Raw genomic sequence first — 23,673 nt, forward strand, 5'->3', positions numbered from 1 at the left:
GCGCCAGGGGTTCAGCTCGGCCGCCTCTCGAGTCCGACGGGAGCCGGAATGCGTTCGGCCGAAATGCGTTTGCTGAACACCCAGTACGTCCAGCCCTGGTAGGCCACCACCAGCGGCGCGAAGATCAGCGCCGCCCAGCTCATGATTTTCAGCGTGTAGGGCGACGACGACGCGTTGTGGATGGTCAGGCTCCACGCGGGATCGAGGGTCGACGGGATCAACTGCGGATAGAGCGAACCGAACAGCAGCACGACCACGGCGGCCACGACGACGGTGGTGTAGGCGAATGCCCAGCCCTCACCCGTGCGGCTCCACACCCGGACGACCGCGGCCACCTGCGCGACGAGCGTGAGGGCCAGCACCCACCACGTCCAGCTCTTGCCGTAGGACAGTTGGGTCCAGACCCCGAACCCGGCGACCAGCGCGGTGGCAGGCAGTGCGAGTGCGCCGGCGAACCGCAGCGCGTCCTCGCGAACGGCCCCTTCGGTTTTCAGTGCGGTGAACACCGCGCCGTGCAGCAGGAACAACCCACAGGTGGCCAGGCCGCCGAGCAGCGTGTAGCCGTTGAGCAGGTCGCCGATCGCCAGGTGCACCTGCTTGTCGGCGTCGACGGGCAGGCCCCGCACCAGCGCGGCGAACGCCACACCCCACAGCACCGCGGGAACCCACGACCCCACGGCGATACCGATGTCGGCCCAGCGGCGCCAGCCGGGATCGTCGATCTTGCCGCGCCATTCGATGGCCACCACCCGCAGGATCATCGCGAACAGGATGGCCAACAGCGGCAGGTAGAGCCCGGAGAACATGCTGGCGTACATGTCGGGGAACGCGGCGAACATCGCGCCGCCCGCGGTGATGAGCCAGACCTCGTTGCCGTCCCACACCGGGCCGATCGTGTTCAGCGCGGTGCGCCGGTGGACCTCGGCGGCCTCGGGCCCGCGGTCACGGGCGGCGCGGCCGAAGAAGTTCATCAGCATCCCGACGCCGAAGTCGAAGCCCTCGAGGACGAAGAAGCCGAGGAACAGCGCCCCCAGCAGGAGGAACCAGAGTTCTTGCAGTCCCATTGCCGTCACCACCTCAGTACGCGAAGGACAACGGTGCGACCTCGTCGTCACCGGGCGGCTCGGGTGGCGTGGGCTCGCAGTCGTGTTCCTGGGGGCCCTGGGCGACGTAGCGCCGCAGCAGCCAGAACCAGATCACCGCGAGCACGGCGTAGACCAGCGTCAGCGTCACCAGTGAGGTCACCACCATGCCGACGGAGTGCCCGGACACGCCTTCGGCCACGGTGAGCCGCACGCTGAGGTCGCCGTCGAGGTTGGGCACCACCACCCAGGGTTGCCGGCCCATCTCGGTGAAGATCCAGCCGGCGCTGTTGGCCAGGAACGGGGTGGGAAGTGTCGCCAGCGCGAAGCGGGCCAGCCAGCGCTGATCGGCGACGCGGCCGCGACGGGTCAGCCACAGCGCCGCCGCCGCGAACAGTACGGGTACCGCCAGGAAGCCGATCATCGCCCGGAACGACCAGTAGGTGACGAACAGGTTGGGCCGGTAGTCGCCTGGCCCGAAGTCCTGCTCGTACTGCTGCTGCAGGTCTTCGACGCCCTCGAGGTGAACGCCGCTGAACTCGCCTTCGGCCAGGAACGGCAGCACGTAGGGCACTTCGATGAGGTGGACGACGCTGTCGCAGTTGTTGTGGGTGCCGACGGTCAGTACCGAGAAGTCAGGGTCGGTTGCGCTGTGGCACAACGATTCCGCCGACGCCATCTTCATCGGTTGCTGTTCGAACATCAGCTTGCCCTGGACGTCACCGGTGTAGAAGAGCGCGCCGGCGGAGGCGATCGCGACCAGGCAGCCGAGGATGGTGGCCGGCCGGTAGAGGGCGGCCGCATCGTGTTTGTCGGCCGGCGTCCGCCCGGTGCGGTGTGACCGCACCATCCACCAGGCGCACACACACGCCACGAACGTGCCCGCGGTCAGGAAGGATCCGGCCACCGCGTGGGTGAACGCGGCGATCGCGGTGTTGTTGGTGAACAGCGCGACGATGCTGGTGAGTTCGGCACGGCCGGTCTCCGGGTTGAACCGCGCGCCGACCGGGTGCTGCATGAACGAGTTCGCCGCGATGATGAAGAACGCCGACATGTTCACCGCGATCGCCACGACCCAGATGCAGCCCAGGTGCACCAGGCGGGGGAGTCGGGTCCAGCCGAAAATCCACAGCCCGATGAAGGTGGATTCGAAGAAGAAGGCCGCCAGGCCTTCCATCGCCAGCGGGGCGCCGAAGACGTCACCGACGAAGCGGGAGTACTCGCTCCAGTTCATCCCGAACTGGAACTCCTGGACGATGCCGGTGGCGACGCCGATGGCGAAGTTGATCAGAAAGAGTTTCCCGAAGAACCGGGTGAGGCGGTACCAGCTGGAGTTGCCGGTGACGACCCACATCGTCTGCATCACCGCGACGAGCGGGGCCAGGCCGATGGTCAGCGGAACGAAGATGAAGTGGTAGACGGTGGTGATGCCGAACTGCCACCGCGACACGTCCAAAGCGTCCATCTGACCCTACTTCCGCGGCAGCGCCGCCGCACTACGACAGAGTGTAGTAGTGGGCGGCGCGTACGGCCACGGGTCGGCCGGAGGCGAAGGCGTGGGTTACGTCACGGCGTCAGTGCGTGCGGTCCCGGTCGCCGACTCCCTGCGGATCCGGATGCCGGCGATCACCTCGGTCACCCCGATGACCACCAGGATGATGCCGGTGACCTGGGTCAGCGCGACCAGGCCTTCGAGCGGTGCGACGAACATGATGATGCCGGCGATCACGCTGATGACGCCGACGATGATCTCCCAGATGCGGCCGGGCAGGCTCGGGTCGCTGAACGCCGACATCGCGGTCGCCACACCGCGGAAGATGAAGCCGACACCGATCCAGATCGCCAGCAGATCGATGGAGTTGTTGAGGTTGATGAAGCACAGCACGGCGAGCACCAGCGCGGCGGCGCCGCTGACGAACAGCAGAGCCCGCCCGCCGAACGACGACCGCACGCTGAAGGCCAGGACGAGCTGGGCCACGCCGGTCACGAGCAGATACGCGCCGAAGAAGACGGCCGTGACGATGATGGCCGCGCCGGGGCGTAGGAAGATGAGGACGCCGAGCAGAACCGCGAGGACACCGGAGACCACGGTGTAGATCCACAGATGCCGCAACATGCTTGGGGCAGCGGTAGTTTGCATGCGCGCAGTGTGGCATAGCACCCGGGTGCGGGGCCGCCGATTTGGCAGTACGGCTGTGATGTCGGTGCCGGGTCGTTAATGTTCCGTTACCGGAAGTGCGTGCCGCGACGGCGATCGTTAACGTCGTCGGTTTGGAGACCGGGAACGGTCCGATGCAAGAGAAAGAGGCAACAGTGTCAGGTGGGAAGATGTGGCGTTTCGCGGCGATCTTTGCTGTGAGCGGCGCGATGGCGTTGTCCGGCTGCGCGCAGAACACTGACACCAGTGGTCCCGCGGAGGAGACCACGGCGGCGACGGCGGAGAAGGTCGACGAGATCGCCAACACCCTGCCGCAGCCGATCAAGGACCGCGGTTCGCTGATCGTCGGTGTCAACGTGCCGTACGCCCCGAACGAGTTCAAGGACCCCAGTGGCAAGGTCGTCGGTTTCGACGTCGACCTGATGAACGCGGTCGCCTCGACCCTGGGGGTGACGGCCGACTACCGCGAATCCGATTTCGAGAAGATCATCCCGTCCATCCAGGGCGGCACCTACGACGTCGGCATGTCGTCCTTCACCGACACCAAGGAGCGCGAGGAGTCGGTCGACTTCGTCACCTACTTCTCGGCCGGGATCCAGTGGGCGCAGAAGACGGGCGCCGGTATCGACCCGGCCAACGCCTGCGGTAAGCGGGTCGCCGTGCAGTCGACGACCATCGAGGAGACCGAGGAACTCCCCGCCAAGAGCAAGGCCTGCACCGACGCCGGCAAGCCCGCCATCCAGATCGTGAAGTTCGATGAGCAGGACGCGGTCGCCAACGCCGTGGTGCTGGGCCAGGCCGACGCCATGTCGGCCGATTCGCCGGTCACGGCGTACGCGGTCAAACAGAGCAACGGCAAGCTCGAGGCCGCGGGCGACATCTTCGACGCGGCGCCCTACGGGTGGCCCGTCGCGAAGGGTTCGCCGCTGGCGCAGTCGCTGAAGCAGGCGCTCGAGCACCTCATCGAATCAGGTGCCTACGAGCAGATCGCGAAGAATTGGGGCGTCGAGGACGGGATGATCGACAAGCCGGTGATCAACGGCGCGATCAACTAGCAAAGCCGACCCAACACGATGACCGATGTCGAACCGTCGCCGCGCGCCCAACCCGCCGCCATCGATGCCGTTCCGCTGCGACATCCCTGGCGGTGGGTGACGGCGGTCGTCATCGTCGTCCTGGTCGCACTGTTCGTCTACGGGGCGGCGACCAACGAGGCCTACGGGTGGTCGACCTACCGGAAATACCTCTTCGACCAACGCATTTCCGAGGCGGCCTGGAACACGCTGCAGCTGACCATCTTCTCGATGGTGCTCGCGCTGGTGCTCGGGGTGATCCTGGCCGTGATGCGGCTGTCGCCGAACCCGGTGTTCAAAGCCGTTGCGTGGGTGTACCTGTGGATCTTCCGCGGGACCCCGGTGTACGTGCAGCTGGTCTTCTGGGGGCTCTTCCCCACGCTGTACCAGAACATCAGGGTCGGCATCCCGTTCGGGCCGTCGTTCTTCGAGATGAACCTGCAGGGCCTGTCGATCAGCTTCACGCTGGCGATCATCGGCCTGGGCCTCAACGAGGCCGCGTACATGGCCGAGATCATCCGTGCCGGAATCAGTTCCGTGCCGGAGGGGCAGTCCGAAGCCTCGACGGCCCTGGGCATGTCGTGGGCGATGACGATGCGGCGCACCGTGCTTCCGCAGGCGATGCGCGTCATCATCCCGCCCACCGGCAACGAGATCATCAGCATGCTCAAGACCACGTCACTGGTGACGGCGGTGCCCTACAGCCTCGAGCTCTACGGCCGGGCCCGCGACATCGCCGGCGTGATCTTCCAGCCGATCCCGCTGCTGATGGTCGCCGCCACCTGGTACCTCGCGATCACCAGTGTGCTGATGGTCGGCCAGTACTACCTCGAGCGGTACTTCTCGCGGGGCGCGTCGCGCAAGCTGACCACCAAGCAACTCGAGGCACTCGCGCAGGCGCAGAGAGTGGGTGAACATCCGTGACGACGCCGATGGTGAAGGCCGAGAGCGTCTGCAAGAACTTCGGCGCGCTGCAGGTGCTCAAGGGCGTGACGCTGGAGGTCGGCCGCGGCGAGGTGCTGTGCATCGTCGGGCCCTCCGGTTCCGGCAAGTCGACGTTCTTGCGGTGCATCAACCACCTCGAGCAGGTCAACGCGGGCCGCCTCTACGTGGACGGCGAGCTGGTCGGCTACCGGGAACGGGGCGGCAAACTCCACGAGCTCAAACCCCGCGAGGCCGCCAAGCAGCGCCGCGACGTCGGCATGGTGTTCCAGCACTTCAACCTGTTCCCGCACCGCACCGCCCTCGGCAACATCGTCGAGGCGCCGGTGCACGTCAAACGGGTGAAGAAGGGCGACGCCGAGGCGCGGGCGAAGGATCTGCTGGACCTGGTCGGGCTGGCGGACAAGGCCACCGCCTATCCGGCCCAGCTCTCCGGCGGTCAGCAGCAGCGAGTGGCGATCGCCCGTGCGCTGGCGATGAACCCGAAGCTGATGCTGTTCGACGAGCCCACCTCCGCACTGGACCCCGAACTGGTCGGCGAGGTGCTCGCGGTGATGAAGAAGCTCGCGTCGGAGGGGATGACGATGCTGGTGGTCACCCACGAGATGGGGTTCGCCAGGGAGGTCGCCGACAAGCTGGTCTTCATGGACGGCGGCGTGATCGTCGAGTCCGGGCCGCCCCGCGAGATGATGAGCAACCCGCAGCAAGAACGCACGAAAGCCTTCCTGTCCAAGGTGATGTAGATGCCGCAGCGGGTGGACCCCGCCGCCCCGCTGTGGCGGGCGGCGCAGGTGTTCCGGCTGCTGAGCTGTCTGTACGCGCTGGGATTCCAGATCGCGGTCAACGGCGATCTCGACCGGCCCGCGGTCGCATGGACGCTGTTCGCGGTGCTGATGGCGTGGAGCTTCGCGTGCGCGTTCGCCTATCTGCAGGGCTTCGGGCGCCGGATCGGATGGGTGGCCGCCGAGATCGCCGTGGTGGTGGTGCTGATGCTGTCGACCGCACTGGTCGCCGACGACCAGTGGGTGGCCGACAACCAGTCGTGGCCGACGACGCTGTGGGCGACCAACGCCGTCATCTCGGCCGCGATCGTGCGTGGCCCGGTGGCGGGGATGGCCGCCGGGCTGGTGGTGATGGCGGCCTACGCGCTCCTCAAGGGGCATGTCAGCATCAACGTGTTCCGCAACGCCACGATCGTCATCGAACTCGCGGTGGGGCTGGTGGTGGGGATGGCCGCCCAGACCGCCCGCCGCGCCCACGCCGACCTCGAACGCGCCACCCGGTTGGCGGCCGCGCTCGACGAACGCGAGCGGCTCTCCCGGCACGTCCACGACGGCGCGATCCAGGTGCTGGCGCTCGTCGCGCGCCGCGGCCGCGAAATCGGCGGACCGACAACGCAATTGGCCGAGCTCGCGGGTGAGCAGGAGCGGGCGCTGCGGCGCCTCGTCAGCGACGCCGACACCCCCGATGCGGCCGGTACCCACGCCGACGTCGGCGCCATGCTCCGTCGCCGGGCCTCCGACCGGGTCTCGGTCAGCCTGCCGCCCGAACCGGTGTTGCTCGACGCGGACATCGCCGCCGAACTGTGCGCGGCGGCGGTGAACGCACTCGACAACGTCGCCACCCACGCCGGTCCGGACGCCAGGGCCTACGTGCTGGTGGAGGATCTCGGCGACGCGGTGACGGTCAGTGTGCGCGACGACGGGCCGGGTATCGCCCCCGGCCGGCTGGCCGAAGCGGCCGCGGAGGGCAGGATGGGAGTGGCGAAATCGATTGTGGGACGGATGAACTCTCTGGGCGGGGTGGCGGAGTTGCACACCGGACCGGATTGTGGCACCGAATGGGAGCTGACGGTGCCGCGGCGACCGCGCCAGAATGGTGCTCGTGGCTGACGACGAGCCGACCACCGTGATGGTGGTCGACGATCACCCCATCTGGCGGGATGCGGTGGCCCGCGACCTCGCCGACGACGGCTTCGAGGTGGTGGCGACCGCCGACGGTGTCGCCTCGGCGCGCCGGCGGGCCGCGGTCGTGAAGCCTGCGGTGGTGGTGATGGACATGCGATTGACCGACGGTGACGGCGCCGGGGCGACCGCCGAGGTTTTGGCGGTCTCTCCGGGGTCACGCGTGCTGGTGTTGTCGGCGTCGGACGAACGCGAGGACGTCCTCGAGGCGGTGAAGGCCGGGGCCACCGGATATCTGGTCAAGAGTGCCTCGAAAGCCGAACTGAGCGCGGCGGTCCGGGCCACCGCGGAGGGCCGCGCGGTGTTCACCCCGGGGCTCGCGGGGCTGGTGCTGGGGGAGTACCGCCGGATCGCGCAGCGGCCGGACGCCGACGCGTCGGTGCCCACCCTCACCGAGCGCGAGACCGAGGTGCTGCGCTATGTCGCGAAGGGGCTGACCGCCAAGCAGATCGCGGCCCGGTTGTCGCTGAGCCACCGCACCGTCGAGAACCATGTGCAGGCGACCTTCCGGAAGCTGCAGGTGGCCAACCGCGTGGAACTGGCGCGCTACGCGATCGAACACGGGCTCGACGAGTAGCGAAGTCGGGTAGTCCTACTCATCCGCGCCGGGTGTCGCGCGGCCACGATGAGTCCATGACCGATTCGCCCCATGCCGTCATCGCGCGACTGTCCACCGACTTCGCGGCGATCTCCCGGCAACTCGCCCGGGTGTCCTCGGACCTCACGCAACTCGACCGGCTCCTGTCCGACGGTCCGCCCGCACCACAACCCGAACCCTCGCCGCAGTACGCAACACAGCCGTGGCCGGTGCCCGCACCTCTGCCGCCCCGCCCGGTGCTGCCGCCACCGCCACCACCGCGCGTACCGCCGCCCCCGCCGGTGCCGCGCGTACCACGAGAGCGCTCGGAGGGCTGGATCGGCAAGGTGCTCGCGGTCGCCGGTGTCGCGGTGACTCTCATCGGCGTGGTGCTGCTGCTGGTGCTCGCCGCACAGGCCGGCATCCTGCGGCCGGAGATCCGCGTCGGCGCCGGCGCGCTGCTGGCCGCCGGGCTCGTCGCGGTCGGCTGCCGCGTGAACCGCCGCGACGACGGCCGGGTGGGCGGAATCGCGTTGACCGCGACCGGAATCGCCGCCGCGTACTTCGACGTCATCGCGATCACCACCATCTACGAATGGGTCGCCGCGCCCGTCGGTCTGGTGCTGGCCGCGGCCGTCGGTGGCGCCGGGCTCACGCTGGCCCGCCGCTGGCACTCCGAACACCTCGGGCTGCTGGTGCTCGTCCCGCTGATCGCACTCGCCCCGTTGCTCACCGACGGCGTGACGCTGCTGCTGGTGGCCTTCATGCTCGCGCTGTCCGCCGCGACGCTGCCGGTGCAACTCGGCCGCGACTGGATCTGGCTGCACGCCGCCCGGACGGCGGCCGTCACGCTCCCGTTGCTGGCGGCGCTCGCCGGGACGGCGTTCGACGGCGAGGACGATCTGCTGCTTGCCGCGGCCTGCGGCATCGCGGCGCTGTTGGCATTGGCCGGCGCCTTGCTGGTGGTGGCGCACACCGCCCGGGCGGCGGCGCTGGCGCTGCTCACTGCGGCGGGGGTGGCGCCGGTGCTGTGTGTGTCGGCGACCGCCGACCGCGTGGTGGCGGCGCTGATGATCGCCGCGCTGTCCGCCGCACTGCTGGCGATCGTGCTGAGCCGGCAGTGGCTGCCGGCCGTGTCCGGCATCGTCGCTCAGATCTGGTCGGCGCTGTCCGCGGTCAGCGCGCTGATCGCGGTCACGGTCGCATTCGACGGCGAAGTCGCCGCACCGCTGTTGCTCGCGATGGCCGCGGTGGTCGCGGTGGCCGGCCGGGACGACGACGTCGCACGCTGCTCGGCCCTCGGGTTCGCGGTGATCGGCGGTGCCCTGTACCTCGCCTACGCCCCGCCGACCGCGTTGGTTCGGGCGGTGTCGCTCAGTGGCCCGGATACGGTGTCCGTCCTGGTCGCCAGTCTGCTGCTGATCGCCGCGGCGGTGGCCGTCGCCCGCAGTTGGACCGGCCGGGTGCCCGATGACACCGTGCGGGCGCTGTGGGTCGCCACCGCCGCGGTGGCGGGATATGCCGTCACCGCGTTCATGGTGACCGCGGGCGTGCTCGTCGGCGGCACCGGTGGCGGTTTCTTCGCGGGCCATGTGGCCGCGACGGTCTGCTGGATGGGCGCCGCCGCGGGGCTCTTCGGCTACGCGGCCCGTCGTCCGAAAGCGCAGCGTCCGCTGTTCCTCGGCGCCGGTCTGGCACTGGTCTCCGCGGCCATGGCGAAGCTCTTCCTGTTCGACCTCGGCACCCTCGACGGGATGTTCCGGGTCACGGTGTTCCTTGTGGTGGGCCTGATCCTGCTGGGGATGGGTGCCGGCTACGCCCGGTTACTCGCCGCCCAGGACCAGCAGGGTGTGACGCCTATCACTCAGTAATCTGGATTGGTTCCAATTTAAGAGGCGTTGAACCAGTCATGAACACGACACGTCGCACCGAAGCAGAAGTACAGGGTTTCACCGCATCGCCGGAGTTCGCTGCGAATCTGCAGCGGGTCCTGGTCGACCTGATCGAACTGCACCTGCAGGGAAAGCAGGCGCACTGGAACGTCGTCGGCACCAACTTCCGCGATCTGCACCTGCAGCTCGACGAGCTGGTCGACTTCGCCCGCGAGGGCAGTGACACGATCGCCGAGCGCATGCGGGCACTCGACGCGGTTCCGGACGGCCGCTCCGACACCGTCGCGGCGACCACCAGCCTGCCGGAGTTCCCGGCGTTCGAGCGCAGCACCGGTGAGGTGGTCGACCTGATCACCGTGCGGATCGCCGCCACGGTCGACACCATGCGCACCGTTCACGATGCGGTCGACGCCGAGGATCCGAGCACCGCCGACATCCTCCATCAGCTGATCGACGGCCTGGAGAAGCTGGCCTGGTTGATCAAGTCGGAGAACCGGAAGGTCTAAACCTGCTCATGACGGGTACAAGCCCGTTGTGACTGTGACCCGAGATATCGCCGCCTCACGCCAACGCGTGTGGGATGTGATCGCCGACGGCTGGACGTACTCGCAGTGGGTGGTGGGCAACAGCCGGATGCGGGCCGTGGACCCGAAATGGCCTGCACCCGGCTCCACCATCCACCACTCGATCGGCGTCTGGCCGGTGCTGCTCAACGACGAAACCGTCGTCGAAGAGTCCACCCCGCCGGAGCGCCTGGTGATACACGCCAAGGGCAGGCCGTTCGGCGGCGCGCGAATCATTCTGCAGCTGAGCGACATTCCCAACGGATGCCGAATCCAGATGCAGGAGTTCCCGATCAGCGGCATCGGCAAGCTCATGCCCGAGCGGCTCTCCGACGCGGCGGTATGGCCACGCAACAACGAGACGCTGCGGCGGCTCGCCTTCCTCGCAGAGCGTCGAGACGACAGTGACGTCCGTGGCGCCGATGGCAGCTAGCGCCGACGCGGTCGTCATCGGCGCCGGCCACAACGGCCTGGTCGCCGCCGCGCTGATGGCCGACGCCGGATGGGACGTCGTGGTGCTCGAGGCACAGCCCGAGCCCGGCGGCGCCGTCCGCAGCGCCGAGCGCATCCCCGGGTACACCAGCGACCTGTACAGCGCGTTCTATCCGCTGTCGGTGGCGTCCCCGGTGCTGTCCGGTCTGCATCTGGAGGACCACGGGCTGCAGTGGACGCACGCCCCGGCGGTGGTGGGCCATCCACGGTCGGCCGCCGACGACGACGCGCCGGTGATCTACCGCGACATCGCCCGCACCGCCGAGGAACTCGCCCGCCACCATCCCGCCGACGGCGACAACTGGCTGCGTCTGTTCGACCTGTGGCAGCAGGTCAAGGACCCGCTGCTGACCAGCCTCTTCTCACCCTTCCCGCCGGTTCGCGGTGCGGCCGGGCTGCTGCGAAAACTCGGCACCGCCGAGGCGCTCCGGCTCGTGCACCGGCTGGTGCTGCCCGCCGGGGAGATGGCCAGACAACTCTTCGCCGGGGACGCCGCCCGGCTGCTGCTCCTCGGCAACGCCCTGCACGCCGACGTGCCGGTCGACGCGCCGGGCAGCGGCGTCATGGGCTTCATGCTGATCATGATGGCGCAGGACGGCGGATGGCCCGTTCCGGTCGGCGGCGCAGGACAACTCACCGCGGCCCTGGTCAACCGGGCCCGGTCCGCGGGCGCCGAGATCCACTGCGGCCAGCCGGTCACCGAGATCCAGGTGAGCGGCGGGCGCGCCGTCGGTGTGCGCACCGCCGAGGGCCGCACGATCGCGGCACGCCGCGCCGTGGTGGCCGACGTCTCGGCGCCCGCGCTGTACCGCCAGCTGCTGCCCACCTCGGCCGTCCCGCCCCGCGTGCTCGACGACCTCGAGCACTTCACCTGGGACACCCCGGTCCTCAAGATCAACTACGCACTGGACGCGCCGATCCCGTGGCGTTCGAAGAACCTCAACGAGGTCGGCACGGTGCACCTCGGCGCCGACGTCGACGGACTGGTGCGCTGGATGGCCGACCTCAACACCCGCACGGTTCCGGACCACCCGTTCATGCTGTTCGGCCAGATGACGACCGCGGACCCGACGCGCTCGCCGGAGGGCACCGAAAGTGCCTGGGCATACACGCATCTGCCGCGTGACGTCACCGACGACGAATCGGCCGACCGGCTGTCCGAGGCGGTCGACCGGGTGCTCGAGGAGCATGCGCCGGGCTTCACCGATCAGGTCGTCGGCAAGTTCATCCAGCGCCCCTCCGAGCTGACGGCGTCCGACGCGAACCTGGTCGGCGGGGCGGTCAACGGCGGCACCGCGCAGCTGCAGCAGCAGCTGATCTTCCGGCCGACGCCCGGATTCGGCCGCGCCGAGACCCCGATCGAAGGCCTGTTCCTCGGCAGTGCCGGCGCACACCCGGGCGGCGGCGTGCACGGGGTCTGCGGGCGCAACGCGGCCCGCGCCGCGCTCGCGAGCGACGGGCTGACCGGCTGGCCGCGCCGGCGGATCAACCAGCTGGTGATGTCACTGTTCGTCCGCTGACGGGGCGTTCGACCGCGTCGCGGACCGCTCGGTCGTCGCGGCGGCCGACGAGGTACCAGGTGTGCATCACGCCCTTGCCCTTGACGTCGACGTCGCCGCGCTCCTCGAGCACGAACGAGTGCCGGATGCGCTCATACACGTTGTGCGGCACCTGGATTCGTCCTTCGACGTCGGTGGTTTCCATGCGGGCGGCCACGTTGACGGCGTCGCCCCACACGTCGTAGAAGAACTTGCGCGCACCCACCACGCCGGCGACCACCGGTCCCGAGGCCAGACCGATGCGCAGCGGCACCGCGCGCCCGAGCGGATCCTCGAGGTCGGCGACCGCCTCGGCCATGTCGAGGGCCAGGCACGCCAGCGCTTCGGCGTGGTCCGGCCTCGGTGTGGGCACTCCGCTGACCACCATGTAGCTGTCGCCGCTGGTCTTGACCTTCTCCAGGCCGTGGCGGTCGACGAGCTTGTCGAGATCGGTGTAGAGCCGGTCCAGGAATCGGACGAGGTCGGTCGGCGAGGTGTCACTGGCCCGCTTGGTGTAGCCGGCGATGTCGGCGAACAGGATCGACGCATCGTCGTACCGGTCGGCGATGATCGTGTGCGACGGATCCTTGAGGCGTTCAGCGACCGAGGCGGGCAGGATGTTGGCCAGCAGCTTCTCCGAGCGCTGGTACTCCGCCTCCATTGCCCGTTCGGCGCGGTCGGTCTCGCGCAGCGCGTACCAGACCGTCGCGAACACCATGATCGTCGCGGACACCGCTGACAACACGAAACCGGCCGTCAGCATCCATGACGGCCGCAGGCCGCGGTCGTCGGGCACCGTCAGTTCCATGGCGATACAGGCCACGAGGCCGAGCGTGACGATCACCGCGGACATCACGATGCGCTCGATGCCCAGCACGAGCACCACCAGCGACGCGGCCACGAGGTAGTAGAACTGCAGACCGGAGTTGGTGCCGACGTTGTAGCAGATGAACGTCACCGACAGGTAGGCGAGGACGAAGAACGTCAGCGGCGCGATCAACTCGCCGAAGCGGTAGAGCAGTGGAATGCCGAGGAACAGCGCCGCGAACGCCAGGTTGAGCACGCCGATCCACCAGCCGGCGCCGCCGATCGCGACCTGCAGGGTTCCGAAGATGGCGGAGACGATCGCCGCGATCCACGTCGCGATCGTCAGCACGCGCAGTCTGCGGACCACGGCCTCGGCGTAGTGGCGGGTGCGCGCGGGCATGCGGCTCTGCAGCGCGAGCGCCACCTCCGGCACACACACTGTTCGACGGGTTTCGCTTACCGCCACCGTCGCAGCGTATCGCCGCGGGCCCCTCACTCGGCCGACATTCGCGCGGCCTCGCGGGCGCGCAGCGCCAGCCACAGCTCGAAGCGGTCCGACGCGTCGTCCATGCGGCGGCCGGTGAGGCGTTCGACCGCATCGATCCGGTTGCGCACGGTGTGCCGGTGCACCCGCAGCGCCGCCGCGGTCGCCGCCCAGTGGCCGTTGTGTTCGAGGAATCCGGATACGGTGCGCACGAGTTCCTCCGCGCGGTCGGCGGCATCGAGTGGTCCGAGCACCGCGTCGGAGTATCCGCGCAGCGATTCGGTGTCCGCGGTGCCCAAAAGGACGCGGCTGCTCGCGACGTCGTCGGCGCGCACGTGCCTGCCCTGCCGCCGGCTGACCGACAGCACCGAGCGCGCCTGCCGCAGCGAGACGGCCAGCGCCCCGGGACGCACCGCCATCCCGATGCCGGTGGGCCGGGCGGCCGCCAGTGATCGCAGCGCCCCGGCCAGGTCGGTGTCGAGCGGCACGGCCACCTCGACCACCTCACCGGCCGCGCGCACGAGCGCATCGGGCAGGGTGAGGAGCAGGTCGGCCGCGAGGTCGTCGGCGTCGTCCGGGGCATCGATCGCGGCGGCGCGGACATCGGCGTCGGACAGGCCGATCGACATCAGCCACCGCGCGGCCACATTGTCGTCGACGATGCCTCGAGACAGCCGGTCGAGCACCTGCGCGCGCCCGCGGCGCTGGGCGGTGTTCATCCCGAGGCGGCGTTCGAGCTCCAGTGTCAGCAGCGACACGAGGTCGCCCGACACCTGCTGTGCGGCGGGCGAATCCGCAGGACCGTCGATCACCAGCCACCCGCGCAGCCGTCGCGCGCCGAGGGCATGGATCTCCCTGCGCCTGCCGCCGCGGATGTCCACCGCGGCGGCGGATAACCCCTGATCCCGAACCGATGCCATCATCGGTTCGAGCGTCGCCACCAATGATGCTGCGCCCGTGCCGGATTCGGCCAGCGCCCGGCCCAGCAGATCGACGACCACACCGGTGCGGCCGGTGGCGTCGCGGTGCGCGGTCAGGATTCCCTGCAGACCGCCCGGCGTCACCGCGGCCGCGGTCAAGGCGCGCTGGGTCTGCAGCGCCCATTCGAGTTCCTGGCGCTCGACGCGGGCGCGTGCGGCGAACACCGCCTTGGTCACCGCGATGAACGGCACCGGATCCGGCACGGTCAGCAGCGGCATGCCGATCTCGTCGGCGGCGGTGACGAGCCGCGCCGGGGCGTCCTGGTGCGGCAGCTCGGCCCCCAGCCCGAGGCCCACCGCCCGCACGCCCGCCGCGTCGAGTTCGTTCAGGTACGCGCGGCAGCCGTCGACGGTGTCGGGCAGCAGCAAGCCGATCGTAAGGAGGAGTTCGCCACCCTGCAGCCATGACCCCGGGTGTGCGAGCTCCGAGACCGCCGCGGCGTCCACCTCGCGGTCGGCATGCTGCGCGCCGGCCACGAGCACCAGCCCGAGGTCGGGGTCCGTCACGAGTTCGGCCACCGTCGGCATGGACGAATTGTCCATCAGTGATCGGCGTGGTTGGCCGGTTTGTCGCTGTCGGTGTGACGTGGATCTCGACAACGCTGGGAGGATGACCACTCCCATCGGACCCGTCGACGCCACCAAGGTGCCGCGCTACGCGGGCCCCGCCACGTTCGCCCGCCTGCCCCGCATCGACGAGGTGACCCGCACCGACGTCGCGGTCGTCGGGATCCCGTTCGATTCAGGTGTGTCCTACCGGCCCGGCGCCCGATTCGGTCCGGGTCACATCCGCGCCTCGTCGAAGCTGCTGCGGCCCTATCACCCGCCGCTGGACGTGCAGCCGTTCGCCGCCCAGCAGGTCGCCGACGCCGGGGACATCGCGGTCAACCCGTTCGACATCGCCGAAGCCATCACGACCATCGAGCGCAGCTCCGACGAACTGCGCGACGGCGGAACGAAACTGGTGACCCTGGGCGGCGACCACACCATCGCGCTGCCGCTGCTGCGCTCGCTGCACCGCGACCACGGGCCGATCGCAGTCCTGCATTTCGACGCCCACCTCGACACATGGGACACCTATTTCGGCGCACCGTTCACGCACGGCACGCCGTTCCGGCGGGCCAGCGAGGAAGGGCTGCTCGATCCGGAGCACTGTCTGCACGTCGGTATCCGCGGTCCGCTCTACGCACCGACCGACCTCTCCGACGACCGCGTGCTCGGATTCCAGGTGATCGGCTCCGACGATTTCCAGCTCGACGGGCTTGCCGCGGTGATCGAACGGATGCGGGCCCGCATCGGCGAGGCGCCGGTGTACGTGTCGGTCGACATCGACGTGCTCGATCCGGCGCACGCACCGGGGACCGGGACACCCGAGGCCGGCGGGATGACCAGCCGCGAGCTGCTGCACTGCCTGCGGAACCTGGTCGGGGTCAACGTTGTCGGGGCCGACATCGTCGAGGTGGCACCCGCCTACGACCACGCCGAGATCACCGGGATCGCCGCCGCCCACGTCGCCTACGAGTTGATCTCGGTGCTGGGACGCAACCGGTGAGCCACCGCAACGGCGGCGCCGCGGTGGTCGAATCGCTGGCCGCCCACGCGGTGGACACCGTGTTCGGCATCCCGGGCACCCACAACCTCGAGATCTACCGTCACCTGCAGTCCCAGGCCATCCGCACGGTCACGCCCCGTCACGAGCAGGGCGCCGGTTACGCCGCCGAGGCCTACGCCAGGGTCAGCGGGCGTCCGGGCGTCGTGGTGACCACCAGCGGACCGGGGCTCACCAATGTCATGACCGCTGCCGCCACCGCGTACGCGGAATCGCAGCCGATGCTCGTCGTGTCGCCGGGTATGCCGACCGGCACCGAGGGCCGCGACCTCGGCCAGCTCCACGAAGCGAAGAACACCAGCGCGGCGATGGGGGAGCTGCTCGCCTGGAGCCGACGGGTGCGCACGCCCGACGAGGCCGCCGCGGCGGTCACCGCGGCGTTCGCCGGTTTCGCCGGCGGGCGGCCGCGGCCGGTGCACATCGAGATCCCCGTCGACGTGCTGACGCAGGACTGGTCCGGGCGGCCGCAGCGCGCCGAGCCGGTCCGGCCGCCCGTCGCCGACCCCGACGCCGTGGCACGCGCTGCCGAAACGCTTGCCGCAGCGCGGTATCCGTTGATCATCGCCGGCGGAGGCGCGGTCGACGCGCAGCATGACGTCACCGCACTCGCCGAGGCGCTGGGTGCGCCGGTCGCGACCACCGTCAACGGCAAGGGCGTCGTCGACGAGGCGCATGCGCTGTCGGTGGGCGCCTCGGTGCGGCTGCGGGCGCTGCAGAAAGCCGCCGCGGACAGCGATGCGCTGCTGGTGGTCGGCAGCGAACTCGGCGATTCCGACCTGTGGGAGGGGGAGATCCGTGCGCGCACCGTCATCCGCTGCGACGTCGACTCCGCGCAGCTCGACAAGAACAGCCCGGCCGATGTCCATCTGCTCGGTGAGGCCGCCGCCACCGTCGCGGCGCTGCTGAGCGCGCTGCCGGCCCGTGGCCGCGACGGCGTTGCGCGCGCCGCCGCGCTGCGGACCGCGTGCCGCGACGAAGCGTCACGCGACGCCGGCCCGTACGCGCAGATCAACGCGGCCGTGCGCGCGGCGCTGCCGGCCGACGGGATGCTCACCGGGGACAGCTCCCAGGTGACCTACTTCGGATCGGTGCACTTCTTCGACATGCCTGCACCGCGCCGCTTCTGCTATTCGCCCGGCTTCGCGACGCTCGGATACGGGCTGCCCGCCGCTCTCGGTGCCGCACTGGGCCGGCCGGCGCACCCGGTCGCGGTGGTGCTCGGCGATGGCGCGCTGATGTTCTCGGTACAGGAACTGATGACCCTGGTCGAACTCGAGTTGCCCGTACCTGTCGTGGTGGTCGACAACGGCGGCTACCGCGAGATCCGCGACCAGGAGGCTGCCCGCGGCATCGCCCCCGTCGGCGTCGACCTGCGCACCCCGGATTTCGCCGCCCTGGCCGTGGCCATGGGGGCGCACGGCGCGCGCACCTCCTCGAGCGCCGAACTCACCGACCTGGTCGCCCGCGCACTCGACGCCGACCGCCCCACCGTCATCCATTTCGACATCCGCTAGGAGCCCCGCATGGACATCGCGATAGTCGTCGTCTACCTCATCGGCATGATCGCCTTCGGCTTCTGGGGGAAGCGCCGCGCCACAACGCAATCCGACTTCCTGGTGGCGGGACGGCGGCTCGGGCCGCTGCTGTATTCGGGGACCATGGCCGCGATCGTGCTCGGCGGCGCGTCCACCATCGGCGGTGTCGGGCTGGGCTACCAGTACGGCATCTCCGGGATGTGGTTGGTGATCGCGATCGGCGTGGGCATCCTCGCGCTGAGCCTGCTGTTCGCGGGCCGGATCCAGCGGCTGCGTGTCTACACCGTCAGCCAGATGCTCGAATTGCGGTACGGGCAGGGATCATCGGTCATCTCGGGCGTCGTCATGTGGGGCTACACGCTGATGCTGTCGGTCACCTCGACCATTGCCTACTCGACGATCTTCGGTGCGCTGTTCGACATCGGCAAGGTACCCGCGATCCTGCTCGGCGGCGGCGTCGTGATCATCTACTCGACGCTGGGCGGCATGTGGTCGATCACGCTGACCGACTTCGTGCAGTTCCTGATCAAGACGATCGGGATCTTCTTCATCCTGCTGCCGGTGGCCCTGGCGAAGACCGGCGGCTGGGGCGGTCTGGCCGACAAGTTGCCGGCGGACGCGACGTCGCTGACCGCCATCGGCGGCGACACGATCCTCACCTACTTCGTCATCTACACGTTCGGTCTGCTGATCGGCCAGGACATCTGGCAGCGGGTCTTCACCGCGCGCAGCCCGGGCGTGGCGCGGTGGGCGGGCGCCGGGGCCGGCGTGTACTGCCTGCTGTACGCCGTCGCCGGGGCGGTGATCGGCATGGCCGCCAAGGTGCTGCTGCCCGCGCTGGAGTCGCGAGACGATGCGTTCGCCGAATTCGTGGAGATGCAGTTGCCCCCGCTGCTGGCCGGGTTGGTGCTGGCCGCCGCGCTCGCCGCGGTCATGTCGACCTCCAGTGGCGCACTGATCGCGACGGCGACGGTGTTCAGTCAGGACATCGTGGCCCGCCTGCGCAAGCGGGACATCGAGGGAGGCAGCGAACACGACCACATCCGCAGCAACCGCCTGTACGTGGCGGGCTTCGGTCTGGTCATGGTGGCCATCGCCTGCGTGCTGCAGGACGTGGTCGCGGCGCTGACGGTCGCCTACGACATCCTCGTCGGCGGCCTGCTGGTGCCGATCCTGGGTGGTCTGGTGTGGCGGCGCGGCACCAACGTCGGCGCGGTGGCGGCCATGGCCGTCGGCACCCTGGCGACACTGGTGACGATGTTCGTCGTCGGCGACATCTACGCCAACGAGCCGATCTACGTGGGGCTGGGCTCGGGCCTGCTGGTCTACCTGGCCGGGAGCCTCCTGTCCAAGCCGACCGATTCCGACGTGCTGGCCGAATGGGACCGCCGCAGCAGGGGTGAACCGGCCCTCGTCGACTGAGGGCCGCCGGACACGCCGCCGGTCAGGCGGCGGGACATCGCATGGCGTCCACGTCGACCCTCACGCGGGTGCCGATCGTCGCGACGGTGAGCTGCGGTGCGCCGGGTGGGGGTGGCGCGGTCGACCGGTAGTGTGCCCCGGTGGGTGTGACGAATTCGGTGGTGTGCGAACCGCTTTCAACGGTGGTGCTGACCTGCCAGCCGGATGCCTCCTTTGCGTAGTTGCAGCATTCGCACATGCCTTGGCCGTTGACGGCGCTGGTGGGTCCGCCGTCGTGGTGGGGGTGGGCGTGGTCGATGTGGCGGATCGGGGCGTCGCAGTACGGGGTGCGGCAGGTGTGGTCGCGGGTGGCGATGAAGGCGGCCAATACTTTCGGGAACCGCCGCGCCCGCGACTCCATCGCGATCAGCGCCCCGCCGCGGCGATAGAGTCGGCGCAGCGTGGCCGCCGAGCGGCGGTCGGTGACCGCGGCGGCCACCATCCTGCGGGCGATCTCGGCGGGAATCGGCCCGTAGCCGGTGACGGTGGCCGGCTCCGGGTCACCCGCGAACGCGGTGCGGTCGGCCATGACCAGGTGCACGGCCACAGGCGAGGCCACCTCGGCCGGACTCCCGGTGACACGCTCGACGAGGGTGTCGGCCATGATCTGGCCGCGGGAGCGGTCGTCGAACGTGGCGCCTGCCGCCCGTTTCAGGGCGATGCGGGCGACCAGCGCGGTACGAGTATATCGGCGACCCCGACAAGCCCCGTGATCAACTGACGCGCGCCATGCCCCTCACCACCGCACCGGGAGCTCCTCGATGCCGTAGATCTCCTGGTTGTTGCGAAACGTCAGATTCTCGAACGGTACGGCCAACCGGAGGTCGGGCAGGCGGCGAAACAGCGTGCCGAGTGCCACCTGCAGTTCGACGCGGGCGAGGTTCTGGCCGATGCACTGGTGGACGCCGTATCCGAAGCCGAGGTGTCCCTGCGTGTTCCGGTCGATGTCGAGGAGCTCCGGGCGATCGGTGAACTGCGGATCCCAGTTCCCCGCTGGCAGGTTCATCAGCAACGTTTCCCCGGCGCCGACCAGCTGCCCGCCGATCGACAGGTCCTCCAGTGCGACACGGTCGACGAGGCTGTGCACGATGCTGAGGTAGCGCATCAGTTCCTCGACGGTACGCGCGAGAACGGCGCGGTCGTCGGTCTCGCGGATCCGCCTCAGGTGATCGGGATGCCGCAGCAGAGCCAGCGTCCCGAGCGCGACCATGCTGGCGGTCGTCTCATGGCCGGCCTGCAGCAGGATCATGGCGTTTACCGCCGCGGTCTCCCGGGTGATGTGGCCGGGAACCACGTGCTCCGCGACCAGACGGCTCATCAGGTCGTCACCCGGCTCGTGCTCCTTCCGTCCGACCAGCTCGGTCATGTACTCGAACATGGCCGCACCCGCGGCGGCCTTGACCTCCTCCGAGGCGAGTCGGTCCAAACCGATCGTGCTGTGGTGCTGGAAGAACTCGTGATCGGCATAGGGCACGCCGAGTAGGAGGCAGATCACCAGTGACGGCACCGGCAGCGCGTAGGCGCGGACCAGGTCGGCCGGCGGACCGCTGCCCTCCATGTCGTCGAGGAAACCATCGACCAGACGCTGGATGTCCGGACGCATGGATTCGGCCCGCCGGTAGGTGAAATCCCTGGTCATCATGCGGCGCAGCCGATTGTGTTCGGGGTCGTCGACCCGCGGGAAGATCACGGGTGCACTGTCGTTGTCGGTGGACGGCTTCAAGTAGTCGGGCAGGGTGTCGGCACTCAGCCGGGGGTCCACCAGTGCGGCCCTGATGTCCTGGTAGCGGCTGACCACCCACGTCGGTTCGCCGCGCCACGAAACCCGTTGCAAGCCTGTCGATTTCCGCCACTTCCCGAACTGGTCCGGCGGTGCGAGCGGACACCTTGGGTCGCGCGGCGCGGGGATGACGGGCAGGTCCGTGTGGTCGACGTTCGAGTGCGGCGCCATGGGACTCCTCAGGGCGGGCCGTCCGGGGTAAGAGGCAGTCAACTGTCAGTTCTACCCCCGACCGTATCCGCCGACATTACTGGCAGTCAACTGTCGGTTGTTAGTCTGCGGGGATGGCGAACCCCGACGATCGGCGACCACGCGCTGACGCCGCACGGAACGTCGAGCGCATCCTCCGCGCCGCGCGTGCGGTCTACGCCGAACTCGGACCCGACGCCGCGCTCGACGTGGTCGCCCGGCACGCCGGGGTCGGTGAGCGCACCTTGTACCGGCACTTCCCCAACAAGGGCGACCTGGTGCGGGCGGCACTCGAGCAGGCGATCGCCGAAGATCTCACACCGGTCATCGACGAGGCCCGCCGCGCGAAGGATCCGCTGCGCGGTCTCACCCGGCTCATCGAAGCGGCGATCGCCCTCGGCGCGCGCGAACACCACATCCTGGCCGCGGCGCGCCGGGCGGGTTCCCTCACCGACGATGTGCCCGCGCCCCTCTACGACACGCTCACCGACCTCACCGAGCGAGCCCAGCGGCAAGGGCTGGTGCGCGCCGATCTGGTTGCCGCCCATGATCTCCCGCGCATCATCGCGATGCTCAACAGCGTGCTCTGGACGATGGATCTGCCCGGCGACGGATGGCGGCGCTATGTCGCGCTGATCGTCGACGGGATCTCGACCACCCCACCGCGCCGGCTGCCGAGGGTCGTGCCGTTGCGGTTCGAACCTCGGTCAGACGTCTGGCCGGGGTGAGTCACTGAGAAAGGCGCACGGACATGGGTGATCTGCGGTTCGACGATCAGGTCGCGGTCGTCACGGGGGCGGGCAGGGGCCTGGGCAGGGCGTACGCGATGCTGCTGGCCGCGCGCGGTGCCCGCGTCGTCGTCAACGATCTCGGGGGGTCGGTGACCGGTGACGGATCGGGGGAGGGACCCGCCGCGGCGGCCGCACGGGAGATCGCCGCGCGCGGAGGCGAGGCGGTCCCCGACACGCACACCGTCGCAACTCCCGAAGGGGGCCGAGCCGTCATCGACACGGCGCTCGACGCCTGGGGCCGAGTCGACATCCTCGTCAACAACGCGGGAACGGTGGACCCCGCCCCGTTCGAGGACATCACCGACGATCGCCTCCGAGGTCTGATCGACGTCCACCTCAAGGGCGCGTTCTTCGTGACCCGGCCGGCGTGGAAGGTGATGCGGTCGCGCGGATACGGCCGCGTCGTCAACACCTGCTCGGCGGCAGGAATTTTCGGCGCCCAGCGGATGGCCAACTACGGTGCGGCCAAGACGGGACTCATCGGGTTCACCCGCGTGCTGGCCGCGGAGAGCGCCGGCACGGACATCACGGTGAATGCGATCGCCCCGATCGCCGCCACCCGGATGCTCGATCACTCGCTCAGCGACGTCACCGACCCGGTGCAGCGCACGGCGGTCGACGAGGTGATGGCACCGTTCCTCGACGCGCTCGACCCCGCGCTGGTGGCGCCGGTGGTGGCGTTCCTCGCGCACCGCGACTGCCCGGTCAACGGGGAGATTTTCACGGTGGGTGGGGGACACGTGGCGCAGTTCTTCATCGGCAGGACCAGGGGCTACCGCCACCCGAATCTGTCGATCGAGGACGTCCGCGCCCATCTCGACGAGATCAAAGACCGGACCGACTACACGGTGCCGTCGGGACCGGCGGATGAGATGGCGCAGTTGTACGAAGCGCTCACGGCTTCAGGATGACGATGCAACGGGGGAGAGTGCCCTCGGTGAGATTCGAACTCACACTGTACGGGTTTTGAATCCGTTTCCTCTGCCAGTTGGGATACGAGGGCGTGCGGTCTCCCACCATAGAGGATGGCCCCGAGGTCGCTGATCGCCCGGGTTACCGCCACAATGACTCCATGACCGGCTCACCGACCGACGCACCGACGCCGCGCCGCGTCCTCATCGCCGAAGACGAGGCACTCATCCGGATGGACCTCGCCGAGATGCTGCGCGACGAGGGCTACGACATCGTCGGCGAGGCCGGCGACGGGCAAGAGGCCGTCGAACTCGCCGAAGCGCTCAACCCCGACCTCGTCATCATGGACGTCAAGATGCCGCGCCGCGACGGCATCGACGCCGCATCCGAGATCGCGAGCAAGCGGATCGCCCCCATCGTCATCCTGACCGCGTTCAGCCAACGCGAGCTGGTGGAGAAGGCCCGCGACGCGGGCGCGATGGCCTACCTGGTCAAGCCGTTCAACGTCAACGACCTCATCCCCGCGATCGAGGTGGCGGTCAGCCGCTTCAGCGAGATCCACGCGCTCGAGGAGGAGGTCGCGACGCTGTCCGAGCGGCTGGAGACCCGCAAGCTCGTCGAGCGTGCGAAGGGTCTGCTGCAGGCCAACCAGGGCATGACCGAGCCGGAGGCGTTCAAGTGGATCCAGCGGGCCGCGATGGACCGCCGGACCACCATGAAGCGGGTGGCCGAAGTGGTGCTGGAGACGCTCGACGCACCGAAGAGCGAGCCGACGGCGGGATAACCGTCGAGGAGCCCGGTGGGTAAACATCGCGTTTCGGCGCTCGCCGTTCGTCGTGATCAC

Annotated in this window: 21 protein-coding genes, 1 tRNA gene and 1 pseudogene; 15 read left to right on the plus strand and 8 right to left on the minus strand. The window is 69.4% G+C overall.

Translation table 11 applies throughout. From position 1 onward, the window contains the following. Window positions 1-11: 11 nt before the first annotated feature. From cydB to G6N30_RS06140, 3 genes are all read right to left on the minus strand, one after another. The gene (cydB, locus tag G6N30_RS06130; protein ID WP_134060476.1) at window positions 12-1,064 is read right to left on the minus strand and encodes a cytochrome d ubiquinol oxidase subunit II; all 1,053 of its coding nucleotides are present in this window, start codon (window positions 1,062-1,064) and stop codon (window positions 12-14) included. A gap of 13 nt (window positions 1,065-1,077) precedes the next feature. Continuing rightward, a complete protein-coding gene (locus G6N30_RS06135; protein WP_134060477.1) occupies window positions 1,078-2,547 on the minus strand; it encodes a cytochrome ubiquinol oxidase subunit I in 1,470 nt (489 codons plus the stop codon). A 96-nt stretch (window positions 2,548-2,643) separates the two neighbouring features. After that, a complete protein-coding gene (locus G6N30_RS06140) occupies window positions 2,644-3,222 on the minus strand; it encodes an HdeD family acid-resistance protein (RefSeq protein ID WP_134060478.1) in 579 nt (192 codons plus the stop codon). A gap of 152 nt (window positions 3,223-3,374) precedes the next feature. On the opposite strand from G6N30_RS06140, the gene G6N30_RS06145 reads away from it, so the two are divergent. From G6N30_RS06145 to G6N30_RS06185, 9 genes are read left to right on the plus strand one after another with little or no spacing between them, the layout of a single operon-like run. Further along, complete coding sequence (locus tag G6N30_RS06145; protein WP_163687434.1) at window positions 3,375-4,295, plus strand: ABC transporter substrate-binding protein; 921 nt, start codon at window positions 3,375-3,377, stop codon at window positions 4,293-4,295. A gap of 18 nt (window positions 4,296-4,313) precedes the next feature. Further along, the gene (locus G6N30_RS06150; protein WP_134060480.1) at window positions 4,314-5,237 is read left to right on the plus strand and encodes an amino acid ABC transporter permease; all 924 of its coding nucleotides are present in this window, start codon (window positions 4,314-4,316) and stop codon (window positions 5,235-5,237) included. A gap of 8 nt (window positions 5,238-5,245) precedes the next feature. Continuing rightward, entirely contained in the window at window positions 5,246-5,998 is a 753-nt protein-coding gene (locus tag G6N30_RS06155) for an amino acid ABC transporter ATP-binding protein (RefSeq protein ID WP_134060567.1), read from the plus strand. Then, window positions 5,999-7,147 (plus strand): MacS family sensor histidine kinase, encoded by a 1,149-nt coding sequence (gene macS / locus G6N30_RS06160; protein WP_134060481.1) that lies wholly within the window; start codon window positions 5,999-6,001, stop codon window positions 7,145-7,147. Next, on the plus strand, window positions 7,131-7,796 hold the full coding sequence (locus G6N30_RS06165) for a LuxR C-terminal-related transcriptional regulator (protein ID WP_134060482.1): 666 nt from the start codon (window positions 7,131-7,133) through the stop codon (window positions 7,794-7,796). The genes macS and G6N30_RS06165 overlap by 17 nt, the downstream gene beginning before the upstream one ends. Window positions 7,797-7,852: 56 nt before the next feature. Then, window positions 7,853-9,667 (plus strand): DUF2339 domain-containing protein, encoded by a 1,815-nt coding sequence (locus G6N30_RS06170; RefSeq protein ID WP_134060483.1) that lies wholly within the window; start codon window positions 7,853-7,855, stop codon window positions 9,665-9,667. A gap of 38 nt (window positions 9,668-9,705) precedes the next feature. Further along, window positions 9,706-10,194 (plus strand): Dps family protein, encoded by a 489-nt coding sequence (locus tag G6N30_RS06175; RefSeq protein ID WP_134060484.1) that lies wholly within the window; start codon window positions 9,706-9,708, stop codon window positions 10,192-10,194. A gap of 28 nt (window positions 10,195-10,222) precedes the next feature. Next, complete coding sequence (locus G6N30_RS06180; protein ID WP_134060485.1) at window positions 10,223-10,684, plus strand: SRPBCC family protein; 462 nt, start codon at window positions 10,223-10,225, stop codon at window positions 10,682-10,684. Continuing rightward, a complete protein-coding gene (locus G6N30_RS06185) occupies window positions 10,674-12,263 on the plus strand; it encodes a phytoene desaturase family protein (protein ID WP_134060486.1) in 1,590 nt (529 codons plus the stop codon). Before G6N30_RS06180 ends, G6N30_RS06185 begins: the two co-directional genes overlap by 11 nt. Here G6N30_RS06185 and G6N30_RS06190 read toward each other — a convergent pair. Further along, window positions 12,229-13,488, minus strand: a complete 1,260-nt coding sequence (locus G6N30_RS06190; RefSeq protein ID WP_179965604.1) for an adenylate/guanylate cyclase domain-containing protein — start codon at window positions 13,486-13,488, stop codon at window positions 12,229-12,231. The genes G6N30_RS06185 and G6N30_RS06190 overlap by 35 nt on opposite strands. A 92-nt stretch (window positions 13,489-13,580) precedes the next feature. Then, complete coding sequence (locus G6N30_RS06195) at window positions 13,581-15,080, minus strand: helix-turn-helix domain-containing protein (protein WP_134060487.1); 1,500 nt, start codon at window positions 15,078-15,080, stop codon at window positions 13,581-13,583. Between the two features lie 82 nt (window positions 15,081-15,162). Here G6N30_RS06195 and speB point away from each other — a divergent pair, with 82 nt between their 5' ends. Genes speB through G6N30_RS06210 form a run of 3 tightly spaced genes read left to right on the plus strand, consistent with a single transcriptional unit; the run spans window position 15,163 to window position 19,118 of the window. Continuing rightward, on the plus strand, window positions 15,163-16,104 hold the full coding sequence (gene speB / locus G6N30_RS06200) for an agmatinase (protein ID WP_134060488.1): 942 nt from the start codon (window positions 15,163-15,165) through the stop codon (window positions 16,102-16,104). Continuing rightward, the gene (locus G6N30_RS06205) at window positions 16,101-17,675 is read left to right on the plus strand and encodes a thiamine pyrophosphate-dependent enzyme (RefSeq protein WP_134060489.1); all 1,575 of its coding nucleotides are present in this window, start codon (window positions 16,101-16,103) and stop codon (window positions 17,673-17,675) included. The genes speB and G6N30_RS06205 overlap by 4 nt, the downstream gene beginning before the upstream one ends. Before the next feature lie 9 nt (window positions 17,676-17,684). After that, complete coding sequence (locus tag G6N30_RS06210; RefSeq protein ID WP_134060490.1) at window positions 17,685-19,118, plus strand: sodium:solute symporter family protein; 1,434 nt, start codon at window positions 17,685-17,687, stop codon at window positions 19,116-19,118. Between the two features lie 22 nt (window positions 19,119-19,140). On the opposite strand, the pseudogene G6N30_RS06215 reads toward G6N30_RS06210, so the two are convergent. After that, window positions 19,141-19,815, minus strand: a pseudogene (locus G6N30_RS06215) (HNH endonuclease signature motif containing protein); the annotation flags it as partial. A 78-nt stretch (window positions 19,816-19,893) separates the two neighbouring features. Beyond that, window positions 19,894-21,108 carry a cytochrome P450 gene (locus G6N30_RS06220; RefSeq protein WP_134060491.1) on the minus strand — a complete coding sequence of 405 codons (1,215 nt, stop codon included), beginning with the start codon at window positions 21,106-21,108 and terminating at the stop codon, window positions 19,894-19,896. 113 nt (window positions 21,109-21,221) lie between these two features. Here G6N30_RS06220 and G6N30_RS06225 point away from each other — a divergent pair, with 113 nt between their 5' ends. Both G6N30_RS06225 and G6N30_RS06230 read left to right on the plus strand, forming a co-directional pair. Continuing rightward, window positions 21,222-21,854: a TetR/AcrR family transcriptional regulator gene (locus G6N30_RS06225; protein WP_134060492.1), complete on the plus strand. Its 633-nt coding sequence runs from the start codon at window positions 21,222-21,224 to the stop codon at window positions 21,852-21,854. 23 nt (window positions 21,855-21,877) lie between these two features. Beyond that, window positions 21,878-22,828 carry an SDR family NAD(P)-dependent oxidoreductase gene (locus G6N30_RS06230; protein WP_134060493.1) on the plus strand — a complete coding sequence of 317 codons (951 nt, stop codon included), beginning with the start codon at window positions 21,878-21,880 and terminating at the stop codon, window positions 22,826-22,828. A gap of 18 nt (window positions 22,829-22,846) precedes the next feature. On the opposite strand, the gene G6N30_RS06235 is transcribed toward G6N30_RS06230, so the two are convergent. Continuing rightward, a tRNA-Leu gene (locus G6N30_RS06235) sits at window positions 22,847-22,920 on the minus strand. A 69-nt stretch (window positions 22,921-22,989) separates the two neighbouring features. Here G6N30_RS06235 and G6N30_RS06240 point away from each other — a divergent pair. Further along, window positions 22,990-23,613 carry a two-component system response regulator PdtaR gene (locus G6N30_RS06240; protein WP_134060494.1) on the plus strand — a complete coding sequence of 208 codons (624 nt, stop codon included), beginning with the start codon at window positions 22,990-22,992 and terminating at the stop codon, window positions 23,611-23,613. The last annotated feature ends 60 nt before the right edge of the window (window positions 23,614-23,673 follow it).

The sequence above is a fragment of the Mycolicibacterium litorale genome (assembly GCF_010731695.1).
In the GTDB taxonomy this organism is placed as follows: domain Bacteria; phylum Actinomycetota; class Actinomycetes; order Mycobacteriales; family Mycobacteriaceae; genus Mycobacterium; species Mycobacterium litorale.